The organism is Pseudomonas alkylphenolica, from assembly GCF_004025535.1.
GTDB lineage: Bacteria > Pseudomonadota > Gammaproteobacteria > Pseudomonadales > Pseudomonadaceae > Aquipseudomonas > Aquipseudomonas alkylphenolica_A.
The window spans coordinates 180,310-202,802 of sequence record NZ_QJRG01000042.1 but is presented as its reverse complement, the minus strand read 5'-3'; the positions used below and the strand labels follow the sequence as shown (position 1 = coordinate 202,802).

The window sequence follows — 22,493 nt, the reverse complement described above, 5'->3', positions numbered from 1 at the left end:
AGAGATTACGCGTATTACTGTAGGGCAAAGCTTTGCGGTGATACAGTGCGGCCAGAATGATATGTTATCCTGTATCGTTTACAGATGCCGTGAGCTTCCCATGTCCTCCAATCCTGCCCGACTGCAATCCATCGATGCCCTGCGCGGGTTGGTGATGCTGTTCATGTTGCTCGACCATGTGCGCGAGACGTTCTTCCTGCATCGCCAGGTCAGCGACCCGATGGACGCATTGAGCGTCGAGCCCGCGCTGTTTTTCACGCGCCTTCTCAGCGCTTTGTGCGCGCCGGTGTTCATCTTTCTGACCGGGTTGTCTGCCTGGCTCTACAGCCAGAAGAACAGCCGCCGCGACACCTCTCTATTTCTACTCAAGCGCGGGCTGTTCCTGGTGCTGCTGGAGCTGACCCTGGTCAACCTGGCCTGGAACGGCACCCTGCTGGGGCCAACCTTGTGGTTGCAGGTGATCTGGTGCATCGGCATCTGCATGATCGTGCTGGCCGGCGCTGTGCACCTGCCGCGTGCAGTGCTGCTGGGGCTCGGCGCTTTGATCGTCGCCGGACACAACTTGCTTGATCCGCTGGTGTTGACCCCGGAGTCGCCATGGTTTGCGCCCTGGGCGATGTTGCACCAGCGCGAGTTCATCGACCTGGGCGGTGAAGTGCGTGCGCGCACGACTTACCCGGTGCTGCCGTGGATCGGTGTGATCCTGCTCGGTTGGGGCGCCGGCCCCTGGTTCGCCCGCGGCACAACCCCGGTGCGGCGCGCGGTGCTGTTGACCGGATGGGGCGTCGGGCTGCTGCTGGCGTTTGTCGCTTTGCGTTGCCTCAATGGTTATGGCGAACAGCCCTGGGTCAGTACGGGCGATGGCCTGCGTACGGCCATGAGTTTCCTCAGTGCCCGCAAATACCCGCCTTCACTGATGTTCCTGCTGCCCACCCTGGGCGGCTGCCTGCTGTTGCTGGCCGCACTGGAACGTTACCAGGCACGGCGCTGGGTGGCGCTGCTGGCGCTGTTCGGTGCGGCGCCGATGTTTTTTTACCTGTTGCACCTGTACGTCCTCAAGGCGCTGTACCTGATCGCCGTGGCACTGTGGGGGCTGAACCAGGGTGACTATTTCGGTTTCGATTACATCGGCACGGTGTGGCTGTGCAGTGCGCTGCTGGCGGTACTGCTGTTTTACCCGACGCGCTGGTTCGCGGCACTGAAACAGCAGCGTCGGGATATCGCCTGGCTCAAGTACTTTTGAGCCTTGTTCATTTCATTCGTGGCAGCAGTGGGGCGCCTCGGCGCCTTCGTAGCGGTCGTGGTGACGTACCCAGTCCATGGTGCCTTCTTCGTTGCGGCCTTTGGGCATCAGGTCGAGGAAATTGTAGGCGCCGACCAGAATATCCAGGCCACGGGCGTAGCTTGAGTAGGTGTGGAAGAGGGTGCCGTCGGCATCGCGGTAGAACACGCTAAGCCCAGGCAGTTCGGATTCGTCGCCCGCGTAGGGCTCGTAATTGTACTGACTGTTACCGTCATTGCTGACGCTGACGCCGAACTCCTGGTTGAAGCGGGTGCCGTGGGACGACACCCAGGGGAATTTCCAGCCCATGCGTTGTTTGAATGCCTGGAACTGGGCAAAGGGCGCGCGGGAGACGGCGACCAGCGAGACATCGTGATGGGCCAGGTGCAGGTTGGCGCCATCGAAGTGGTCGGCGAGGAACGAGCAGCCACCGCAGCCTTCCGTCCAGCCCTCGGCGAACATGAAGTGGTAGACCAGCAACTGGCTGCGCCCGGCAAACAGGTCGGCCAGGCTCAGTGGGCCCTGGGCACTTTCAAAGCTGTAGTTCTGGTCGATGCGGACCCAGGGCAGGGCGCGCCGGGCTCTGCTGAGTTCGTCGCGTTGATGGGTCAGGGCTTTTTCGTGCAGCAGCAACTGCCGGCGAGCGCTGAGCCATTCGCTGCGGGAGACCACGTGCGGGTTGCGGTAGTTGTCCATGATGACGCTCCGGCGGGTGAATGTATCTATGGTCGTCCGGAGCGCAGTGGATTCGACAGGCTCGGTTGAACGGGGGGCGCTGGCCGATAAACGGCACTGCTTTGCGTAAGCGGATCAGCGCACTGTCTCGTCATCGTCCCAGGCAGGTCTCAAGGCTCTCCGATAGCAGCACCGCATCCAGCGGCTTTTGCAGCACGCGAAACTCACCCGCCGCCGTCGCCTCATGGCAAGCCCCGGAGGTGTCGGCGGTGATGATCATCGCCGGCACCTCGGCACCCAGGTACTTACGCGCCTGGGCAATCGCCTGCAGGCCGTTCATGCCCAGCAGGCGAAAGTCGCTGAGGATCATGTGCACCGGCGCCGGGCCCACGGCCGCAGCTTCGCCATGGCGGGCGCAGGCTTCCTGAACCGAGGCGCCGGCATACACCCGGTGGCCCCAGGTCTCCAGCAACTGGTTCAAGGCGTCGAGCACGGTGCTGTCGTCATCGATGATCAGAATGCCCAAGGCACTGCCCGGCCCGCTTGGCGCCGTGAGATGCCGGGATGCCGCAGGCGTGGTAATCGGCACCCGGATGCAAAAGCACGAGCCCCGGCCCGGCACCGACTCCATGCGCAGTTCATGGCCCAGCAGCCGTGCAGTATGCCGCACAATCGCCAGCCCCAGGCCAAGCCCCTGGCTGCGATCGCGCTGGGGATTATGCAACTGCACGAACTCATCGAAAATCTGCTCGCGAAAGGCCTCGCCAATACCGGGACCGCTATCGATGACCTGGATTTCCAGGTGCCGGCCGCGTCGTCGGCAACCGAGCAACACGCCGCCGTTCTCGGTATAGCGAAAGGCGTTGGCCAGCAGGTTGTCGAGGATCCGCTTGAGCAGCACCGGGTCGGTATCGAGCCACAACCGGCTCTGGCGTATGCGCCAATGCAGATCCCGTGCGCGTGCAGTCGGCGCGAATTCGTCGCCAAGGTCGGCAAACAGGCGCTGCACCGACACCGATTCGCGGTTGACGCTGACCACGCCGGCGTCCAGGCGCGAGATGTCCAGCAGGCCATTGAGCAGCCCACCGAGATTACCGATCACCGTACCCAGGCGCGCTGCCACATCGCGGGCCTTGTGGGCTGCGACGTCGCCGCGTTCGGCCAGCGCGGCAAGCCCGGCAACGAACAGGCTCAAGGCATGGATGGGTTGGCGCAGGTCGTGACTGGCGGCTGCCAGAAACCGCGACTTGGCCTGGTCGGCGGCCTGGGCCCGATCACGCTCCTGTTCCAGGCGAGCGACCAGGTCGACATTCTCCAGGCGCAGGCGGATCGTCTCGTACAGCGTGCGGTAGGTGATCCGGCTGTAGTACAGGTTGACTCCGGCGAGGCAAGCCAGAAAGAACAAATACGTGGTGTACGTCTCCCCGGCGCCCAGCAGACACTGTAAAGTGAGCGGCGCCAGCATGGCCACCAGCGAGCCGGCATAGGCCGCAGGGAACGCCGACAGTGACGGTACCGCGCCGCAGACAAGCCCGGTCAGCACCACGGCGGTAAAGGCCTGCAGCTGCGGATCGCCGGTGGCAAAGCCCACCCAGCCGACCAGGCCCCAGAGCAGGCTGGCCAGCCACGACAGCACAGCGGCGTGCCAGCCCCAGGTCTGCGGATGCTCCACGCGCGAGGCGGACTGACTGAAGTAGTGCTTCGCGTGCAGCACCCGGCACAGCGTCAGCGCGTACATGGCCAGGATCCAGCCAACGATCCCGGCCAATGGCAGGGCGTCGCGAAAGATGTACGCGACCGGCAAGGGGATCACGAAGTTGGCGAACAACACCGCGTAAGACTGGCGAAACAACAGGTCGACAAAGTACTTGCGCTGGATAACCTCAGGCATGGCGACATCTCAAAAGAAGAGCAAATGACATGGAAGTTAATCGCCTCAAGGTGTTGATCGCCGACGATCATAGCATCGTGCGTGACGGCCTGAAGTTCCTCCTCTCGACCCGCGACGATCTCGAGGTGGTCGGTGAAGCGGCCCACAGCGAAGCGATTCTTACGGTGCTGGCGCAGCAGCCGATTGATGTGTTGCTGCTCGATCTGGGCATGCCGGGGGTCAACCGGTTGGCATTCATTCGTGAGCTGCGGCGCGATTTTCCCGCCCTGAAAATTATCGTACTCACCGCCAACATCGACCTGAGCACCATTCGCGGCGTGCTCGATGCGGGCGTACATGCCTACATCTCGAAAACCGATGACAGCCAGGAACTGTTCGCCGCCCTCGACGCCGTTGCCCAGAACCGTCTCTACCTGGCGGTTGCCGTGCGTTATGTGGTCGATGGCCATGGTTCCAGCACCCCGCAATCAGACCTGATCGTCAATGCCGAGCTGACCGCGCGCGAGCGCCAGATCCTCGCCCTGATCGCCCAGGGCGCGAGCAGCACGGAGATCGCCGGGCGCTTTTGCATCAGCGCGTTTACCGTACGCAAACACCGGGAAAACCTGATGCGCAAGCTTGATCTGCACAACACTGCGGAACTGGCGGCTTATGTTGTCCGGCTCGGCCTGCCGAGTGCCTGATCCTGTGCCGTCAGCATCCTGCGTAACGCGTACAGGTTAAAATACGGCAACTGTCGTATTTCCTCCGTCCCGCCCCGGCCCTAACCTGCAGCCCTGGTATTGCGCTGCTTGCAGATCCACCCGGCAACTTCCCTCAGCGTCTTCCAGACCCGGACCCCAAGCGCCCCTCATTGGAAGAGCATCCCCATGTCTGCCCACCTCTGGATTCCTTTCGCCATCGCCACCCTGGCGTTTGCCTGCATGCCCGGCCCCGCCATTTTGTACATGACCAGCCAGACCCTTACCCATGGTCGCAGTGCGGGTTTGAAAGCGGCATTGGGCATTCACCTGGGCTGCTACGTGCATATTGCTGCCGCTACGTGTGGCCTGTCGGCCTTGATGCAGGCCGCGCCCATGGCGTTCGTGGTGATACGCCTGTTCGGTGCCGGCTACCTGATCTGGCTGGGGGGCAGCATGATCGTCAACAGCCACAAGCCATTGACGGCGGACCCACTGCACAAGCCCGGGGTGCTGCGCGACAGCGTGGTGGTGGAGGTGCTCAATCCGAAGACGGCGCTGTTCTTCCTGACCTTCCTGCCGCAATTTGTCGATGCAACCAGCAGCGCGCCGGTGTGGCTGCAGTTTCTGCTGCTGGGCAGCTTCGTCAACCTGGTGTTTTCCCTGGCTGACGTGGCGGCGGTGCTGGGCGCGTCGCTGCTGCTGGGGCCATTATCGGCACCGGGCCTGCAGCGCATGGTGCCGTGGGTAAGCGGCACCATCCTCATCGGGCTGGGGTGTGTGCTGGTGCTGCAAAGCGGCTTGCCTGTGGCGTAGCACTTAGCAACTGACACTGTTCAGGAACGTACGATCGACCAGGCGGATGCTGTCGCGCCCGCCACGCTTGGAATCGTAAAGCGCCGCATCGCCTTGTTCGATCAACGCCGCCAGGCTCGCTGGCGGCTGGTCGAACAGGGTCGCGCCGACGCTCAGGGTTACCGCCTCGGGGGTGGTAAATGCCTGGGCGGCGGCCTGCTGGAACTGTTCGCGCAGGGCAGTGGCCAGTGTCATCACCCGCTCCCCCGAGGCGTTGCTCAGGAGGATGACGAACTCGTCACCACCGAGCCTGGCTGCCAGTGCGCCCTCGGGCAGATGGGTACGAATCATCTCGCTCAGGGTAATCAGCAGGCGGTCACCCGCGGCGTGGCCGTGCAGGTCGTTGACCCCTTTGAAATTGTCGATATCGATCAGCAGCAGTGCGCCCGGTCGTGAACTGGAAACGCCCTCGAGCAGGCGCGGCGCGCGCACTTCCAGCGCGCGCCGGTTGTACAGGGCGGTCAGTGGGTCGCGCGCCGCCAGCCGGGCGATACGGGCTTCGCGGCGGTGGCGCTCGGTACCGGTCATTGACAAGGCGATGAGCATGATCGCCATGGTGCCTTCGACCAGGGAAATCTGGATGATTTCGCCCTGAAACGCCGCCAGGTTGACCAACGTGCCCGGCACCACCGCCACCAGGGTCTTGACCAGGTAGAACAGGCCGTGGGCCAGCAACACATAACGCAGCTGCCCGGCGCCGACGCTCAGTGACTTGCCGTGTGGGCGCAGCAGCAAACTGGCCCTGAGCGTCAGTACAGCAACCAGCAGCGAGTTGGCCAGCATCATGACCTTGGACCACCACGGGCCCTCAGGTAACAGCAGCAGGGCGCCCCAGGCGGCAAATACCAGGTACCAGGCGGGTGACAGGCGTTTCTGGGTAAAGCGCGCCACGCCCATCAGGAACAGCCAGTGGGCCAGCACCAGCAGGCCGTTGGCGAACCAGATACCGATCAGCAGCAGGCCGCTGATGCGCAGCAGGGCCAGGGTCGAGCCGATGCTGATAGTGGCAAAGCCTGCACTCCAGAACAGCAGTGAGGGTTCGCGGATACTGCGCCACTCGATCGCCAGGTACAGGGACGCTGCCGCTGCCAGGGCAACCGAGAGGGTGAGCATTGTGGGAGGGTCAAGCGCCATAGCCAGCCTGATGCGTGGGAAAGATGCCCGATTGTAAGCGCTCGCGCGGGTTTTTTCCTGTGGGCAGTTAAACCTTTCAGCGCCTTTTTCGGCGCGTGATCAGGGACGTCGCAATGCCCGACTTTCTGCTATGCCTAATAGGTTGAAGCCTTGCATTGCGCTGTAGTCGGCAGGGCACACGCACACCTTGATGGCAGTCGCCCGTCTGCGGCCTCGGCGCCCTGCAGCCGGGCGTGGCGAACAGGTGCCGATCCCGACTGGGAGGTGCCTCATGTTGTTTATCATCCACTGGTCATTTACCCCGCAAACCCGCAACGCCGCCATTGCCCGCTTCCTCAAGACCGGCGGTGCCCCCCCGGCAAACCTCAAGGTGCTCGGTCGCTGGCATGCCGTTGGTCACCAGCAGGGCTTTGGCGTGGTCGAAACCGATGACCTGGCGCTGGTACAAAAATGGGTGCTGGACTGGAGCGATCTGATGACCATGGAAGTGTTTGCGGCGATGACCGATACAGACATCGGGCCGTTGCTGGGGGCAACGCTTAGCCAGACGAACGCCTGATTACCGATACGTTCAGGGCGTCGGGGAGGACCGGTGCCCTGTGGCTACTGCGCCTGGTTCAAACCAGCACAGGCGCAAGCGTGCAGGCGGCGAGGTCTTCGAGGAACGCGTGCAGGATTGGTGGCGGCGACACGCCACGGCGGGTGATGACATCGAAGGGGGAGGTCAGGTCCAGGGTGCTGGCGCCCAGGCGGCGCATGTCACCGGTCTTGACCCACTGCTCGGCAAAATGCACCGGCAGAAAACCGACGTAGGCACCGGAAATGATCAGAATCGCTGCCGCCTCGATGTTTTCCACGGTGGCTGCGGCCTTGGTCATGCCCAGTTGTTCCAGGTCGTACTGGTTCATGTAGCCACGCACCACCAGGCGGCAGGCGCGCACTTCCTCAAGCAAGCGCCCGTTCGATGCCTTGCTGGCGTACAGCGGATGGCGGCGCCCGCAGTACAGCCCAAGGGCTTCATTGTAGAGCGGCAGGTAGGACAGCCCCGGCACGTGCAGCGGAAAATGACCGATGGCCAGGTGCAGGCGGCCATCGAGCACGCGTTCTTCCAGTTCTGCCGGGGCACCGATGTAGATGTGCAGGTGGGCGTCGTGGCCGCGTGAGACAAAGCGTTGGGTGGTGCGGGGCAGGGGCGAGTCCGGGTCGGTCAGGGTCGAGTCGATGATGCCGAGGTTGAGCTTGCCGCTGATGTGCTGCTTGAGCACGTCGGCGTCCATGCAGAAATTCTCCACCGCACTCAGCAGGCGCAGCGTCGCTTCGTGGATGGCCACGCCTTGCTCGGTGAGGCGAAAGCCACTGCGCCCGCGCTGGCAGAGCTTGACCCCGAGGCGGGTCTCCAGGTGCGTCATCTGTTCGCTGATGGTCGACTGACCGGCATTGAGGGCGGCCTGTGCGGCTGAAAAGCCCCCGCAGCGGACAATGGTGGTGAATACCCTGAGGAGCTTCAGATCGACATCGTGGAGCTGGATCACGCTGGCCTCCCGTGCACCTGTCACATCGCTGGCGCTGATATGACCGTGCGGTCAATGTTTTTTTTCGCAAGCTAACCATGTGCGACCGTTCGCCGCAATGCCTGCGGTTTGGAAAAGTCATTGCGGGCTAAAGCGATTTTTCCGGGGCGAGCGGGGTGCAAGCGGATACTTCGGATCTGGCGATGTATGCATCTGGACTTGCGCATTTTTCCGTGGACGACCTGCCGCCATAGTGGCTGCAACGGTGGTCGAGCAGTCGCCCCGTCTCCTGACCAGAACAATAATTGGAGAAACTCGAACATGGCAAAGCACGGTTATGAATCCGGCCGCTTGAACCTGCCCTTCGTGGGTCATTGCACCTTCGCCAAATCGCCCATCTGCACCGACTGGGAAGCCATCGATGCCGATGTCGCGATCCTTGGTGCCCCCAACGACATGGGTACGCAATGGCGCTCCGGCGCACGCTTCGGACCGCGCGGCATCCGCGAGGCATCGACCCTGTTCTCTTTCGGCCATTCCGGCGCCTACGACTTCGAAGACGACGCCACCTACCTGACCGAAGACCAGGTGCGCATGGTCGATGTCGGTGATGCCGATATCGTCCACACCGACATGGCCACCAGTAACGCCAACATCGAAATGGCCGTGCGTCAAATTCTCGCCTCGGGCGCCATGCCGGTAGTACTGGGCGGCGACCACTCGATTCACGCTCCGGTGATCAAGGCATTCGAAGGCCGCGGGCCGATCCACATCGTGCACTTTGACGCACACCTGGACTTTGTCGACGAGCGCCATGGCGTGCGCTACGGCCACGGTAGCCCGCTGCGCCGCGCTTCGGAGCTGGACCACATCGTCGGCATGACCCAGATGGGCATCCGCAACGTGTCCTCCTCCAACCGTGACGACTACGATGCCGCCCGCGAAGCCGGCTCGCAGATCCTTTCGGTACGCGACGTGCGCCGCCTCGGTTGTGAGGGTGTGCTGGCGAAGATTCCTGAGGGCCGCGACTACTACATCACCATCGACATCGACGGTTTCGACCCTTCCATTGCCCCAGGCACCGGTACGCCGAGCCATGGCGGCTTCTTCTACTACGAAGTGCTGGAAATCATCCAGGCGCTGGCCAAGCGCAGCCAGGGCCGCATCGTCGGCATGGACCTGGTGGAAGTGGCCCCGGCCTACGACCCGGCTGGCGTTACCTCGATCCTCGCCGCGCAGCTGCTGATGAACAGCATCGGTTTCATTTTCCATGCGCGCGCCCGCGCCCGTTGATCCGGAGCATTTCCCGTGGACAACAAGGTAAAAACCTACCTGCAGGCCTTTGGTGTGTCCGAGGCCACCCAGCGATTTCTGTCCAAGCCGCAGCGCATGTTCATTGGCGGCGCCTGGCTTGAAGCCAGCGACGGCGTCAGTGCCGAAGTCATCGAGCCATCGACCGAAGCGGTGCTGACGCGCATTCCGATGGGCACCAGCGATGACCTCGACCGTGCCGTAAATGCCGCGCGCGAGCAGTTCGATGGCGGCCCCTGGAGCCAGCTCAAGCCGCTGGAACGTGAGCGCCTGATTCATCGCCTGGCCGACCTGATCGAAAGCAATGGCGACGAGCTGGCGCAGATCGAGTCCATCGACATGGGCAAGTCGGTCGCCCAGGCCCGTGCTGTAGACATCCAGGGCACCGTCGACACCTTGCGCTACTTCGCCGGCTGGGCCAGCAAGATTCACGGGCGTACCGTCGAGCCTTCGCTGCCGGGCAACTACCTGGCGTATACCCGCAAAGAGCCGGTGGGTGTGGTCGGGGCGATCGTACCCTGGAACTTCCCGCTGCAGACCATGGCCTGGAAACTGGGTGCAGCGCTGGCGACCGGCTGCACCGTGGTGGTCAAGCCTGCCGAGCTGACCTCGCTGTCGGCGCTGCGGTTTGCCGAGCTGGTGCAGGAAGCGGGCATACCCGACGGCGTGATCAACATTGTCACCGGTCGCGGCAGCGTGGTCGGCGAGGCGATGTCGCGCCACCCGGGCATCGACAAGCTGAGCTTCACCGGCTCGACCCCGGTGGGTTGCTCGGTGGGCAAGTCGGCGATGGACCAGATGAAGCGCCTGACCCTGGAGCTGGGCGGCAAGTCGCCGGTCATCGTCTTCGCCGATGCCGATATCGAGGCGGCGGCCGAAGCCGTGGCCAACGGTGTGTTCTTCAACTCCGGGCAGGTCTGCGATGCCGGTACCCGCGCCTATGTCGAGCGCAGCATCTACCCGCAGTTCCTCGAGGCGCTGGCGCGCTATACCGCCACGCTGAAAATTGCACCGGGTCTTGATCCGGATTGCTTCATCAGCCCCATGGTGTCGCGTCAGCAACAGCAGCGGGTGCTGGACTACATCGCGCTGGGCAAGCAGGAAGGCGCGCAGCTGTATTACGGCGGCGAGCCGCTCGAAGGCCCCGGGTTCTTCGTGCAGCCGACGATTTTTGCCGACTGCGACAACAGCATGCGCATCGTCCGCGAGGAGATCTTCGGCCCGGTGCTGGTAACCATGGCTTTCGACACCCAGGAGCAGGCGCTGGCCCTGGCCAATGATTCGGCGTTCGGCCTGGCCGCGGCGATCTACTCCAATGACCTCGGCCGGGTGCACGGGCTGATCCCGCAGCTGCGTGCCGGCACGGTCTACGTCAACGCCCACAGCACCCTCGACCCGTCGATGCCGTTCGGTGGCTACAAGCAGTCGGGCTACGGCAAGGACATGGGCGCCGAACAACTGGAGTTCCTGCTGGAGACCAAGGCGGTCTGGATCACCTTGCCCTGAGGTAACAGGGCTGACCTGCGCCGCTGACGGTTGGCGAGCGGCGCAGGTTTATCGGATGCATCGAATTTCAAGAACAAGAACCTATCGAGGTGATGCCCATGAACAGCCAAGTGGATGAAGCGCGTGCGCAAGATCTGGAGCGGCGCATACGCGCCTACGAAGAACTGGAGAGGAGGGCGCACTGGCCGGGTGCATTGAGCGTGCGTGACGTGGTGGCGTTGTGTTTACTGACGCTGGTGATGGTCGCGGGTGCTTATTTGCTCGGGGGCCAGCCATGAGCCCGTCCAGAGAAGAGGAGTTTCGCCTGAGCGCGGAACGCGGTGATACCCCCTTGCTGCCCACCGAACGGGTGTGGGGTTTCTGGGGCTTTGCCTATGCCAACTCGGCGCTGGCGGTGGCCACCTGGGTGTTTCTGATCGGCGGCGCCACGGCGCTGTTTGTCGGGCCCTTGCAGGGCATCGCCGCGATCATTATCGGCAACATCATCGGCGTGGTGCTGGCCGCGTCGTCCACCTGCGTGCCGTGCGGCAAGTACGGTGTCGAGCAGTTTACGTTTTTGCGCAGCATGTTCGGCATCAATGGCAGTCGCCTGGTCCACATCCTCTCGGTGGTGATCCTGACCATGGGCTGGCTGGCGGTGTTGGGGCTGATGTGCGGGCGCGCGCTGGACAACCTGCAAACCCTCGTACAACAGCGGCCCGCCGACAACAACGACTGGCTGGTGACTGCCGGAGCCTTGCTCGCCATCACCCTGGCGGCGCTGGTGGCCATGCGCGGGCCAGACATGATCCGCCGGTTGAGCGCCGTGATCGCACCGAGCCTGATCCTGATCATGCTGGCGTTGATGTACTTCATTTCCCAGCGTTACAGCCTGAGCGAACTGCTGGCCATGCCACCCCTGCAACCGCCATTTGGCGACCAGCGCATCAATTTCATGATCGCCGTGGAAATCAACATTGCGGCCGGCTTCTCCTGGTGGCCCTACATCGGCAACCTGTCACGCTTGTGCAGCAACCAGCGCACGGCCTTCTGGCCGAACCTGGTGGGCATTTTCGGCGCCGCGTCGCTGGGCGAGATCGTCAGCCTGTTCGCCGCCTCGACCCTGGGCAGCAGTGACCCGACTGCCTGGATGCGCCTGGCCGGCGGCCTGGGTTTTGGCGTGATTGCGCTGAGCTTTCTCGCCCTGGCCAACCTGACCGGGATGGTCAACATCCTCTACACCGCTGTCATCGGTTTGCGTCAGCTGGCCGGGGAGCGGCTGCGCAGGGTGCCCTGGGGCTTGCTGATCGGGTTGTTCTGCGTCATTCCGGTGGCCATCGTCCTGTGCTTCCCGGGGATCTACGACGGTTTCTTCATCTTCCTGGTGTGGACCTCCGCACTCAACAGCGCACTGGCCGGCATCGGTATCGCCGACTACTTCTTCCTGCGCCAGCAGCGCCTGAACCTGCGCCACCTCTATGCCGCGCAAGCGCGCTCGCCGCTGCGCTTCTGCAAAGGCTTCAACCCCATCGCCTTGCTGGCGCTGGCAGCAGGCTTTGCGATCTACGTGGTGGTGTTCAACCCGCAGACCCTGGCCAACACCACCTTCTTCACCTTCGCCACCGCCTCGCTGCCGTCCTGCCTGCTGGCCGGGCTGGTCCACTACGGGCTGAGCCGCGTGCTGGCGACACGACTGGGCTGGGGCAGCTACCCACAAGGCAACGAACGCACTATCGAGGCTGCAGGCCTCGGCGCAAAGGACTAGAACCATGAACAAACGCTATGACTACATCATCATTGGTGCGGGCTCGGCCGGCTGCGTCCTGGCCAACCGCCTGACCGAGGACGCCGGTACTTCGGTACTGGTTCTGGAGTTCGGTGGCAGCGACCGCAGTGTGCTGATCCAGATGCCCAGCGCCTTCTCGCTGCCGATGAACACCAAGAAATACAACTGGCGCTACGAGACGGTCGCCGAACCGCACCTGGACGGTCGGCGCCTGCACTGCCCGCGAGGCAAGGTGCTCGGTGGTTCGTCGTCGATCAATGGCCTGGTCTATATTCGTGGCCATGCCTGCGACTTCGACGAGTGGGAAAGCCTGGGCGCAAAAGACTGGGGCTACCGCAACTGCCTGCCGTACTTCAAGCGTGCCGAAACCTACAAGTTTGGCGGTGACGACTATCGCGGCGGCAGCGGGCCGCTGGCCACCAACAACGGCAACAACATGCAGAACCCGCTGTACGGCGCCTGGGTGGAAGCCGGTGCCGAGGCTGGTTACATCAAGACCGACGACTGCAACGGCTACATGCAGGAAGGCTTTGGCGCCATGCACATGACCGTCAAGGATGGCGTGCGCTGGTCCACCGCCAATGCCTATCTGCGCCCGGCCATGACCCGGCCGAACCTGACCGTCGTCACCCATGCCATGACCCGGCGCATCCTGCTCGACGGCAAGCGCGCGGTAGGGGTGGAATATGACGAAGGCGGCACGACCCACACCGTGTATTGCAACCGCGAAGTGCTGGTGTCGTCCGGTCCGATCGGCTCGCCGCACCTGTTGCAGCGCTCGGGGATCGGCCCGGAGGCGGTGCTGAAAAAGGCCGGCATCGAGGTGCGTCACAACCTGCCTGGGGTGGGCGAAAACCTGCAGGATCATTCGGAAATCTACATCCAGTACGCCTGCAAGCAGCCGGTAACGCTCAACGGAAAGATGAGCCTGCTGGGCAAGGCGCTGATCGGCTTGCGCTGGCTGCTGTTCAAGGATGGGCTGGGCGCCAGCAACCACTTCGAGGCCGGTGGTTTCATCCGCTCGTCCAAGGGCCTGCGCTGGCCGGACATCCAGTTCCACTTTTTGCCGGCGGCCATGCGCTACGACGGCGACAAACCGTTCAAGGGGCACGGCTTCATGGTGCTTACCGGGCCGAACAAACCCAAGAGCCGCGGCCACGTGCGGGCGCTGTCGGCCGACCCTTACCAGCACCCGGAAATCCGCTTCAACTACCTGGAAAGCGAAGAGGACCGCGAGGGCTTTCGTCGCTGCGTGCGCCTGACCCGGGAAATCATTGCGCAACCGGCCATGGACCGTTTCCGTGGTGAAGAACTGGCGCCCGGGCCGGAGGTGCAGACCGACGAGCAGATCGACGCTTTTGTCCGCGCCAACATGGAAAGCACCATGCATCCCTGTGGCTCCTGCCGCATGGGTGAAGACGACATGGCGGTGGTCGATTCGGCGCTGCGCGTGCACGGTTTGCAGGGGCTGCGGGTGATCGACTCCTCTGTGTTCCCCAGCGAGCCCAACGGCAACCTGAACGCGCCGACCATCATGCTCGCCGAACGTGCGGCTGACCTGGTGCGTGGGCGTCAGCCGCTGGCGCCGGCCACGGTCAATGTAGGCCTGGTGGACAACTGGGAAGCGCAGCAGCGCAGCCATGCGCCCGTGCGCAAGGTAGGTACCTGAGTCTTCGCGGGTTTACCCGCGAAGGGCGCGCAGCAGTCCGGACTGATAGCGTTCCATTGGAGCGAAAACGCTCCAATGGCGCCTACGTCAGGCCATACGACGCTTTCGCGCCATTACACAGCCCAATAGTGCGCACTACCCGGAGTGACTTCATTACACCCGGGCAACTGCAGCACTCATTAAACCCGCGGTTTACGCGGTATTTTACGTTTGGCATAGACCTTGCTCTTTCACCCGTACCAAAGCGGACTCGCTAATTGTTTGTCCCGGTGAGGTAGTTGAACTTGTGATGTTATAAAAACAATTAAACTAGCAAGGTATATAACAATGAAAAAACCGACGCTCGATCTCCGCCCGCCTGAAGCAGAGGAACACGAACTCAAACGCAACCTGTCGAATCGCCATATTCAGTTGATTGCCATCGGCGGCGCCATTGGCACCGGCCTGTTCATGGGCTCTGGCAAAACCATCAGCCTCGCCGGGCCTTCAATCATATTCGTCTACATGATTATTGGGTTCATGCTGTTCTTTGTCATGCGGGCAATGGGCGAATTACTGCTGTCCAATCTCAACTACAAATCCTTCATCGACTTTTCCGCTGATCTGTTAGGACCCTGGGCCGGGTATTTTACCGGCTGGACTTACTGGTTCTGCTGGATTGTCACCGGGATTGCCGATGTTATCGCCATCTCTGCTTATTTACAGTTCTGGTTCCCGGATATACCGCTGTGGATGCCGGCCATCAGTTGTGTCGGCTTGCTGCTGGGGCTCAACCTGGTGACAGTGAAAATGTTCGGCGAACTGGAATTCTGGTTCGCCATGATCAAGATCGTCGCCATCTGTGCGCTGGTGTGCACGGGGTTGTACATGGTGGTTGCCGCCTATCAGTCGCCAACCGGCAACACCGCTTCGCTGGCCAACCTGTGGAACGACGACGGGATGTTCCCGCATGGCGCCATGGGCTTTTTTGCCGGCTTCCAGATTGCCGTGTTCGCCTTTGTCGGCATCGAACTGGTGGGCACCACCGCCGCAGAAACCAAGAACCCGGAGCGCAACCTGCCACGGGCAATCAATTCGATTCCCCTGCGCATCATCATCTTCTACGTGTTTGCGCTGATCGCCATCATGGCCGTGACGCCATGGCGCGACGTGGTCGCCAACAAGAGCCCGTTCGTAGAGCTGTTCGTGCTCGCCGGCCTGCCTGCTGCCGCCGGGATCATCAACTTTGTCGTGCTCACCTCGGCCGCATCGTCGGCCAACAGCGGCGTGTTCTCCACCAGCCGCATGCTCTATGGCCTGGCGGTTGACGGTGATGCGCCGGGCAAGTTCGGGGTGCTGTCAAAACGCGCCGTGCCCTCCAATGGCCTGATCTTCTCCTGCATCTGCCTGCTGGCCGGCGCGCTGGTGATTTACCTGGTGCCGAACATGCTCGATGCCTTCACCCTGATCACCACGGTGTCGGCGATTCTGTTCATGTTTGTCTGGTCGATGATCCTGTTGTCGTACCTGGCGTACCGCAAACAGCGCGACAGCCTGCACCGCGCCTCGAAGTACAAGATGCCAGGCGGGATTTTCATGGTCTGGGTGTGCCTGACGTTCTTCATGTTCATCCTGGCCCTTCTGGCCCTGCAGGAAGACACCCGCCAGGCGCTGTACCTGGTGCCTGCCTGGTTTGTCGTGCTGGGCATTTCCTATCGCCAGTTGCGGCAGAAACGGCAGGAGGGCATGCAGTTGACCTTTGACGCGGATTGAACACCGCAATCACTCATTAACCGGCGGGGGGATGGCACAGCGGTGCCGTCCCCCTGTTGTCGTTTGACAGGCAGGAGCTCACGATGCGCATTCACGTCACTTTCATCGACCGTGTCGGTATCACCCAGGAGATCCTGGCGTTGCTGGGCGCGCGCAACCTCAACCTGGACGCGGTGGAAATGAGCCCGCCGAACGTCTATATCGATGCCCCGGCGCTGTCGCAAGCGGTGCTGGAGGAACTTCACGACGCGCTGCTGCGGGTGGTCGGGGTGCAGGCCGTGGAGCTGGTCGACTTTCTCCCTGGCCAACGCCGACGCCTGCAACTGGAAGCATTGCTGGCGGCGATGAGCGATCCGGTGCTGGCCGTCGACCCTTGCGGCCATGTGCTGCTGGCCAACCCGACGCTGGTCAGCCTGGTCGGCCGCGAGCCTGCCGGCGAGCCGTTGTCCAGCCTGTTCACCGAGCCGGACCTGGCGCAAACCTTGATCGACAAAGGTTTTCGCCTGCCAATGTGCGAGGTGAGCCTGCAGGGCCAGGCGCTGTTGCTGGAGGCCACGCCGATCAGTGGCGGCACCGATGCGCTGGTGGGTGGATTGCTCACCCTGTACCCGCCCAGCCGCATCGGTGAACGCCTGGCCTCGCTGCTGCATGACCATGCCGAAGGGCTGCAAACGCTGCTGGGCGATTCGGCGCCGCTCAAGGAACTCAAGGTGCGGCTGCACAAAGTGGCCAGCCTCGATGCGCCGATCCTGATCCAGGGCGAAACCGGTACCGGCAAGGAGCTGGTGGCCAGGGCCTGCCATGCCCTGAGCGTGCGACGTGACGCATCGTTCCTGGCGCTTAACTGCGCGGCGCTGCCAGAGAGCCTGGCCGAAAGCGAGCTGTTCGGTTACGCCGCGGGCGCGTTTACCGGCGCTCAGCGAGGTGGCAAGCCGGGCCTGCTGGAGCTGGCCGACGGCGGCACGGTGTTTCTCGATGAAGTGGGCGAGATGTCGCCTTACCTGCAGGCCAAGCTGTTGCGCTTTCTCAGCGACGGCAGCTTTCGCCGTGTCGGTGGCGGGGGGGAGGTGCGGGTGAATGTCCGGGTGGTGTGTGCCACGCACCGCAACCTGGAAAGCATGGTACTGGAAGGCAGCTTCCGTGAAGACCTGTACTACCGCCTCAACGTGCTCAATCTGCTGGTGCCGCCCCTGCGTGAGCGCGGCAACGACATCCTGTTGCTCGCCGAGCACTTCCTGCGCCAGGCCTGCACGCAGATCCAGCGCTCGCCGTGCCGGCTGGCGCTGGCGACCCATCCGCTGCTGCTGGGCAACCGCTGGGCCGGCAACGTGCGGCAGTTGCAGAACGTGATCTTCCGCGCTGCGGCCATCAGCGAAGGCGAGGTGATCGAGTGCGCAGACCTGGAACTGGCCGGCACGGCCCTGAGCAGCCAGCAGACCGAGGTGCCGGAGATCATCAGCCTGGAAGCCGCCGTACAAGGCTTCGAAAAATCCCTGCTGGAGAAGCTGTACGCCGCTTACCCCTCCACCCGGCAACTGGCGGTGCGCTTGCAAACGTCACACACCGCGATTGGCCAGCGCTTGCGCAAATACGGCATTGCCAACCGGCCGTCCTGAACGGGCCGGAGTGAATGCGCTCCACTGGAGTGATTGTGCTCCAGTGGCCCCAAGGCCAGCGTTTCAGTGGACCTTCCCGGCAAAGCGTGATTCCCGGCCTGATGCATGGAGCGATTTCGCTCCGCAGCAGAGGCCTGCAATACACCTTAAAAATTATTTAACTAATTGATTTATATAGAAAATAAATACTTGGCATTGCCCTTGCTCTAGTACTTGGCAGTCCTCCCGCAGGACCCACCTAAAAACAAGAGGAAGTGCCATGAGCATGTTGCGTTTTACACCTGAACACGAATGGTTGCGTCTGGAAGACAGCGGCGAGCTGACTGTCGGCATCACCAGCTTCGCGCAGCAGGCTTTGGGTGATGTGGTGTTCGTGCAATTGCCGGATCTGGGCCAATACGGCGAAGGCCATGAAGTTGCAGTGCTGGAGTCGGTGAAGGCCGCCAGCAACATCAGCATGCCGCTGGCCGGCGAAGTGGTTGCCGTCAACCAGGCGCTGTCCGATGACCCTGAACTGGTCAACGCCTCGCCCATGCAGGACGGCTGGTTCTTCCGTATCCAGGTCAACAACGTCGCCGACCTCGACGCCCTGATGGACCAGGCCGGTTACGACCGTTTCCTGGCCGACAACGCCTGAGCCAGGGTGCCGACATGAACAGAGCACCTATCTCGCTGGGCACCGACAACGAATTCATTGCCCGTCACATCGGCCCGCGCGACGACGATATCGCCGCCATGCTGGCGCTGACCGGGCATGCCTCGCTCGACGCCCTGATCGACAGCGTCATCCCGCAAAGCATCAAGGGCACCAGCGTGCTCGAACTGTCCAAAGGGCAGGGCGAGGCAGAGGCCCTGGCGGCGATCAAGGCCATCGCGGCAAAGAATCAGCTGTACCGCAACCACATCGGCCAGGGCTACTACCCGTGCCACACACCGGCGCCGATCCTGCGCAACCTGCTGGAGAACCCGGCCTGGTACACCGCCTACACGCCGTACCAGCCGGAGATTTCCCAGGGCCGTCTGGAAGCGCTGTTGAACTTCCAGACCCTGGTCAGCGACCTCACCGGCATGGAAATCGCCAACGCCTCGCTGCTGGACGAAGCCACTGCAGCGGCCGAGGCCATGACCTTCTGCAAGCGCCTGGCGAAGAACAAGGCCCCGGCGTTTTTCGCCTCGCGTCATTGCCACCCGCAAACCCTCGATGTGCTGCGCACGCGTGCCGAGCCTTTGGGTATCGAGGTGGTTGTCGGCGACGAGTCGCAGTTGCAGGCGCAAAGCCTCGACGGCTACTTCGGCGTGTTGCTGCAGTACCCGGCCAGCACCGGTGATATCGCCGACCACCGCGAACTCGTTGCGCAGGTCCACCAGGCCGGCGGGCTGGTTGCCGTGGCCAGCGACCTGCTGGCTCTGACCCTGCTAACACCGCCCGGCGAGTTTGGTGCCGACGTGGTGCTTGGCAGTGCGCAACGCTTCGGCGTGCCACTGGGTTTTGGCGGCCCGCATGCGGCGTTTTTTGCCACCCGTGATGCTTTCAAACGCGACATGCCCGGGCGCCTGGTCGGCGTGTCCATCGACCGTTTCGGCAAGCCGGCCCTGCGCCTGGCCATGCAGACGCGCGAGCAGCATATCCGCCGTGAAAAGGCCACCAGCAACATCTGCACCGCGCAGGTGCTGTTGGCCAACATCGCCAGCATGTATGCCGTTTACCACGGCCCGCAAGGCCTGGCGGACATCGCCCGGCGCGTGCATCGCCTGACCGCGATTCTGGTGCAGGGCCTGCAGCAACTCGGGCACCGTGTTGAGCAAGCGAGCTTCTTCGATACCGTCAGTGTGCAAACCGCACGGCCGGTCGCCGAAGTGCTGGCCGCCGCTGACGCAGCACGCCTGAACCTGCGCATCATCGACGCTACCCGTGTCGGCCTGGCGCTGGATGAAACCTGCGAGCAGGCAAGCGTTGAAGCGCTTTGGCAGGTGTTTGCAGCACCGGCTCAGCAAGCCCCGGATTTCGCCACCCTGGCCGCCGCCAGTGGCGACTGCCTGCCGGCGCCGCTGTTGCGCCAGACGCCGTTCCTGCAGCACGAAGTGTTCAATCGCTACCACTGCGAAACCGAGCTGATGCGCTACCTGCGTCGCCTGGCCGACAAGGACCTGGCCCTGGACCGCACCATGATCGCTTTGGGCTCATGCACCATGAAGCTCAACGCCGCCAGCGAAATGATCCCGATCACCTGGCCGGAGTTCGGTGCCTTGCACCCGTTTGCACCGGCCGAACAGTCGCAGGGTTACGGCCAGCTGACCGACGAACTGGAGGCCATGCTTTGTGCCGCCACCGGTTACGACGCCATGTCGCTGCAGCCCAACGCCGGCTCGCAGGGCGAGTACGCCGGGTTGCTGGCCATTCGCGCCTACCACGCCAGCCGGGGCGAAGCCGGGCGTGACGTGTGCCTGATTCCGTCTTCGGCCCACGGCACCAACCCGGCCACCGCGCAGATGGCCGGCATGCGCGTGGTGGTGGTCAACTGTGACGCCCGTGGCAACGTCGATGTCGACGACCTGCAGCGCAAGGCCGTGGAGCACCAGGCGCGGCTGGCGGCGTTGATGATCACCTATCCCTCGACCCACGGCGTGTTCGAGGACGGCATCACCCGCATCTGCGACATCATTCACCAGCATGGCGGCCAGGTTTACCTCGACGGCGCCAACATGAACGCCATGGTCGGCCTGTGCGCACCGGGCAAATTCGGCGGCGACGTGTCGCACCTCAACCTGCATAAAACCTTCTGCATTCCCCATGGTGGTGGCGGTCCGGGTGTCGGCCCGATTGGCGTCAAGGCGCACCTGGCGCCGTTCCTGCCAGGTCACGGGCACATGGACAACAAGCACGGCGCGGTGTGTGCGGCACCGTTCGGCAGCGCCAGCATCCTGCCGATCACCTGGATGTACATGCGCATGATGGGCGGCGAAGGGCTCAAGCGTGCCTCGCAACTGGCGATCCTCAGTGCCAACTACATTGCCCGGCGTCTGGAGGAGCACTACCCGGTGCTGTACACCGGCGAAAACGGCCTGGTCGCCCACGAGTGCATTCTCGACCTGCGCCCGCTCAAGGACAGCAGCGGCATCAGTGTCGAAGACGTCGCCAAGCGCCTGATCGACTTCGGCTTCCACGCCCCGACCATGTCGTTCCCGGTGGCCGGCACCTTGATGGTGGAGCCGACCGAGAGTGAGTCCAAGGCCGAACTCGACCGCTTCTGCGAGGCGATGATCTGCATTCGCGAAGAAATCCGCGCCGTGGAAAACGGCACGCTGGACAAGCTCGACAACCCGCTCAGGAACGCCCCGCATACCGCCCACGAACTGGCCGGCGAGTGGCCGCATCGTTATGGCCGGGAGCTGGCGGTGTACCCGCTGGCGACCTTGCGCGAGAGCAAGTACTGGCCGCCGGTGGGGCGCGTGGACAATGTCTACGGCGACCGCAACCTGGCCTGTGCCTGCCCGCCGATGTCGATCTATCAAGACGCTTGATTGCCCTGGCCCGGATTCGGTCCGGGTCTTGCTTGCCAACCGAACAAGAAGGAAACCCACCATGTTCCATAAAAGCCTGACCCTGTCCGACTTCGACCCGGCACTGGCCGCTGCCATTCGCCTGGAAGCGCAACGCCAGGAAGACCACATCGAGCTGATCGCCTCGGAAAACTACACCAGCCCGCAGGTGATGCAGGCCCAGGGCACCGAGCTGACCAACAAGTACGCCGAAGGCTACCCGGGCAAGCGCTACTACGGTGGCTGCGAGCACGTCGATGTCGTCGAGCAGCTCGCCATCGAGCGCGCCAGGCAGCTGTTCGGCGCGGGCTACGCCAACGTTCAGCCGCACTCCGGCTCCCAGGCCAACGCGGCGGTGTACCTGGCCCTGTTGCAGGCTGGCGACACCCTGCTGGGCATGAGCCTGGCCCATGGCGGCCACCTCACTCACGGTGCCAAGGTCAGCTCGTCCGGCAAACTCTACAATGCGGTGCAATACGGCATCGACGGCAATGGCCTGATCGACTACGACGAAGTCGAGCGTCTGGCCGTCGAGCACAAGCCGAAAATGATCGTCGCCGGCTTCTCCGCGTATTCCAAGACCCTCGACTTCCCGCGCTTTCGTGAGATCGCCGACAAGGTCGGCGCCTACCTGTTTGTCGACATGGCGCATGTCGCCGGCCTGGTCGCAGCGGGCCTGTACCCCAATCCGCTGCCGTACGCCGATGTCGTCACCACCACCACCCACAAAACCCTGCGTGGCCCGCGCGGCGGCCTGATCCTGGCCAAGGCTGACCCGGAGCTTGAGAAGAAGCTCAATTCGGCGGTGTTCCCGGGCGGGCAGGGCGGGCCGCTGATGCATGTGATCGCGGCCAAGGCGGTGTGCTTCAAGGAAGCCCTGGAGCCCGGCTTCAAGGACTACCAGCGCCAGGTCATCGAGAACGCCCAGGCGATGGCCGAGATCTTCATGCAGCGCGGTTATGACGTGATCTCCGGGGGCACCGACAACCACCTGTTCCTGGTCAGCCTGATTCGCCAGGGCATTACCGGCAAGGACGCCGATGCCGCGCTGGGCCGTGCGCACATCACCGTCAACAAGAACGCCGTGCCAAACGACCCGCAGTCGCCCTTTGTCACCTCGGGCCTGCGCATCGGTACCCCGGCTGTCACCACCCGTGGCTTCCAGGTACCGGAGTGCCGGGCCCTGGCGACCTGGATCTGCGACATCCTCGACCACCTCGGCGATGCCGATGTCGAGGCCCAGGTGGCCCGGCAGGTCGCCGCGCTGTGCAAGCTGTTCCCGGTTTATCCGGCCTGACCCCTGGGC

General features: G+C 63.2%; 18 protein-coding genes. 14 read left to right on the top strand and 4 right to left on the bottom strand.

Annotation, left to right across the window (positions count from 1 at the left end; translation table 11 throughout):
• Window positions 1–100: 100 nt before the first annotated feature.
• The gene (locus DM813_RS12165) at window positions 101–1,243 is read left to right on the top strand and encodes a DUF1624 domain-containing protein (RefSeq protein ID WP_241653168.1); all 1,143 of its coding nucleotides are present in this window, start codon (window positions 101–103) and stop codon (window positions 1,241–1,243) included.
• A 12-nt stretch (window positions 1,244–1,255) separates the two neighbouring features.
• Here DM813_RS12165 and DM813_RS12160 read toward each other — a convergent pair whose 3' ends face one another.
• Entirely contained in the window at window positions 1,256–1,978 is a 723-nt protein-coding gene (locus DM813_RS12160) for a DUF899 domain-containing protein (protein ID WP_128323640.1), read from the bottom strand.
• Window positions 1,979–2,108: 130 nt separating this feature from the next.
• A complete protein-coding gene (locus DM813_RS12155) occupies window positions 2,109–3,848 on the bottom strand; it encodes a hybrid sensor histidine kinase/response regulator (RefSeq protein WP_128323639.1) in 1,740 nt (579 codons plus the stop codon).
• Between the two features lie 29 nt (window positions 3,849–3,877).
• On the opposite strand from DM813_RS12155, the gene DM813_RS12150 reads away from it, so the two are divergent.
• Window positions 3,878–4,531, top strand: a complete 654-nt coding sequence (locus DM813_RS12150) for a response regulator (RefSeq protein WP_128323638.1) — start codon at window positions 3,878–3,880, stop codon at window positions 4,529–4,531.
• A gap of 186 nt (window positions 4,532–4,717) precedes the next feature.
• The gene (locus DM813_RS12145; RefSeq protein WP_128323637.1) at window positions 4,718–5,344 is read left to right on the top strand and encodes a LysE family translocator; all 627 of its coding nucleotides are present in this window, start codon (window positions 4,718–4,720) and stop codon (window positions 5,342–5,344) included.
• Window positions 5,345–5,347: 3 nt separating this feature from the next.
• Here DM813_RS12145 and DM813_RS12140 read toward each other — a convergent pair whose 3' ends face one another.
• Window positions 5,348–6,517: a GGDEF domain-containing protein gene (locus tag DM813_RS12140; protein WP_128323636.1), complete on the bottom strand. Its 1,170-nt coding sequence runs from the start codon at window positions 6,515–6,517 to the stop codon at window positions 5,348–5,350.
• Between the two features lie 271 nt (window positions 6,518–6,788).
• On the opposite strand from DM813_RS12140, the gene DM813_RS12135 reads away from it, so the two are divergent.
• Complete coding sequence (locus DM813_RS12135; protein ID WP_128323635.1) at window positions 6,789–7,076, top strand: DUF3303 domain-containing protein; 288 nt, start codon at window positions 6,789–6,791, stop codon at window positions 7,074–7,076.
• A 58-nt stretch (window positions 7,077–7,134) separates the two neighbouring features.
• Here DM813_RS12135 and DM813_RS12130 read toward each other — a convergent pair whose 3' ends face one another.
• Window positions 7,135–8,049, bottom strand: a complete 915-nt coding sequence (locus tag DM813_RS12130; RefSeq protein WP_128323634.1) for a LysR family transcriptional regulator — start codon at window positions 8,047–8,049, stop codon at window positions 7,135–7,137.
• Between the two features lie 300 nt (window positions 8,050–8,349).
• Here DM813_RS12130 and speB point away from each other — a divergent pair, with 300 nt between their 5' ends.
• The 10 genes from speB (at window position 8,350) to glyA (ending at window position 22,484) form a co-directional block, all read left to right on the top strand.
• The gene (gene speB / locus DM813_RS12125; protein ID WP_128323633.1) at window positions 8,350–9,321 is read left to right on the top strand and encodes an agmatinase; all 972 of its coding nucleotides are present in this window, start codon (window positions 8,350–8,352) and stop codon (window positions 9,319–9,321) included.
• A gap of 15 nt (window positions 9,322–9,336) precedes the next feature.
• Window positions 9,337–10,845, top strand: a complete 1,509-nt coding sequence (locus tag DM813_RS12120) for an aldehyde dehydrogenase family protein (protein ID WP_128323632.1) — start codon at window positions 9,337–9,339, stop codon at window positions 10,843–10,845.
• 98 nt (window positions 10,846–10,943) lie between these two features.
• Window positions 10,944–11,123, top strand: a complete 180-nt coding sequence (locus tag DM813_RS12115; protein WP_128323631.1) for a hypothetical protein — start codon at window positions 10,944–10,946, stop codon at window positions 11,121–11,123.
• Window positions 11,120–12,589: a cytosine permease gene (locus DM813_RS12110; RefSeq protein ID WP_128323630.1), complete on the top strand. Its 1,470-nt coding sequence runs from the start codon at window positions 11,120–11,122 to the stop codon at window positions 12,587–12,589. Before DM813_RS12115 ends, DM813_RS12110 begins: the two co-directional genes overlap by 4 nt.
• 4 nt (window positions 12,590–12,593) lie before the next feature.
• Complete coding sequence (betA, locus tag DM813_RS12105; RefSeq protein WP_128323629.1) at window positions 12,594–14,279, top strand: choline dehydrogenase; 1,686 nt, start codon at window positions 12,594–12,596, stop codon at window positions 14,277–14,279.
• Window positions 14,280–14,606: 327 nt separating this feature from the next.
• Window positions 14,607–16,031, top strand: coding sequence for a D-serine/D-alanine/glycine transporter (cycA, locus tag DM813_RS12100; RefSeq protein WP_128323628.1), 1,425 nt, complete (start codon window positions 14,607–14,609; stop codon window positions 16,029–16,031).
• An 83-nt stretch (window positions 16,032–16,114) separates the two neighbouring features.
• Window positions 16,115–17,647 (top strand): sigma-54-dependent transcriptional regulator, encoded by a 1,533-nt coding sequence (locus DM813_RS12095; protein WP_128323627.1) that lies wholly within the window; start codon window positions 16,115–16,117, stop codon window positions 17,645–17,647.
• A gap of 259 nt (window positions 17,648–17,906) precedes the next feature.
• A complete protein-coding gene (gene gcvH / locus DM813_RS12090) occupies window positions 17,907–18,284 on the top strand; it encodes a glycine cleavage system protein GcvH (protein ID WP_128323626.1) in 378 nt (125 codons plus the stop codon).
• Between the two features lie 14 nt (window positions 18,285–18,298).
• Window positions 18,299–21,169, top strand: coding sequence for an aminomethyl-transferring glycine dehydrogenase (gcvP, locus tag DM813_RS12085; protein WP_128323625.1), 2,871 nt, complete (start codon window positions 18,299–18,301; stop codon window positions 21,167–21,169).
• A 61-nt stretch (window positions 21,170–21,230) separates the two neighbouring features.
• Window positions 21,231–22,484, top strand: coding sequence for a serine hydroxymethyltransferase (gene glyA / locus DM813_RS12080; RefSeq protein WP_128323624.1), 1,254 nt, complete (start codon window positions 21,231–21,233; stop codon window positions 22,482–22,484).
• Window positions 22,485–22,493: the final 9 nt, after the last annotated feature.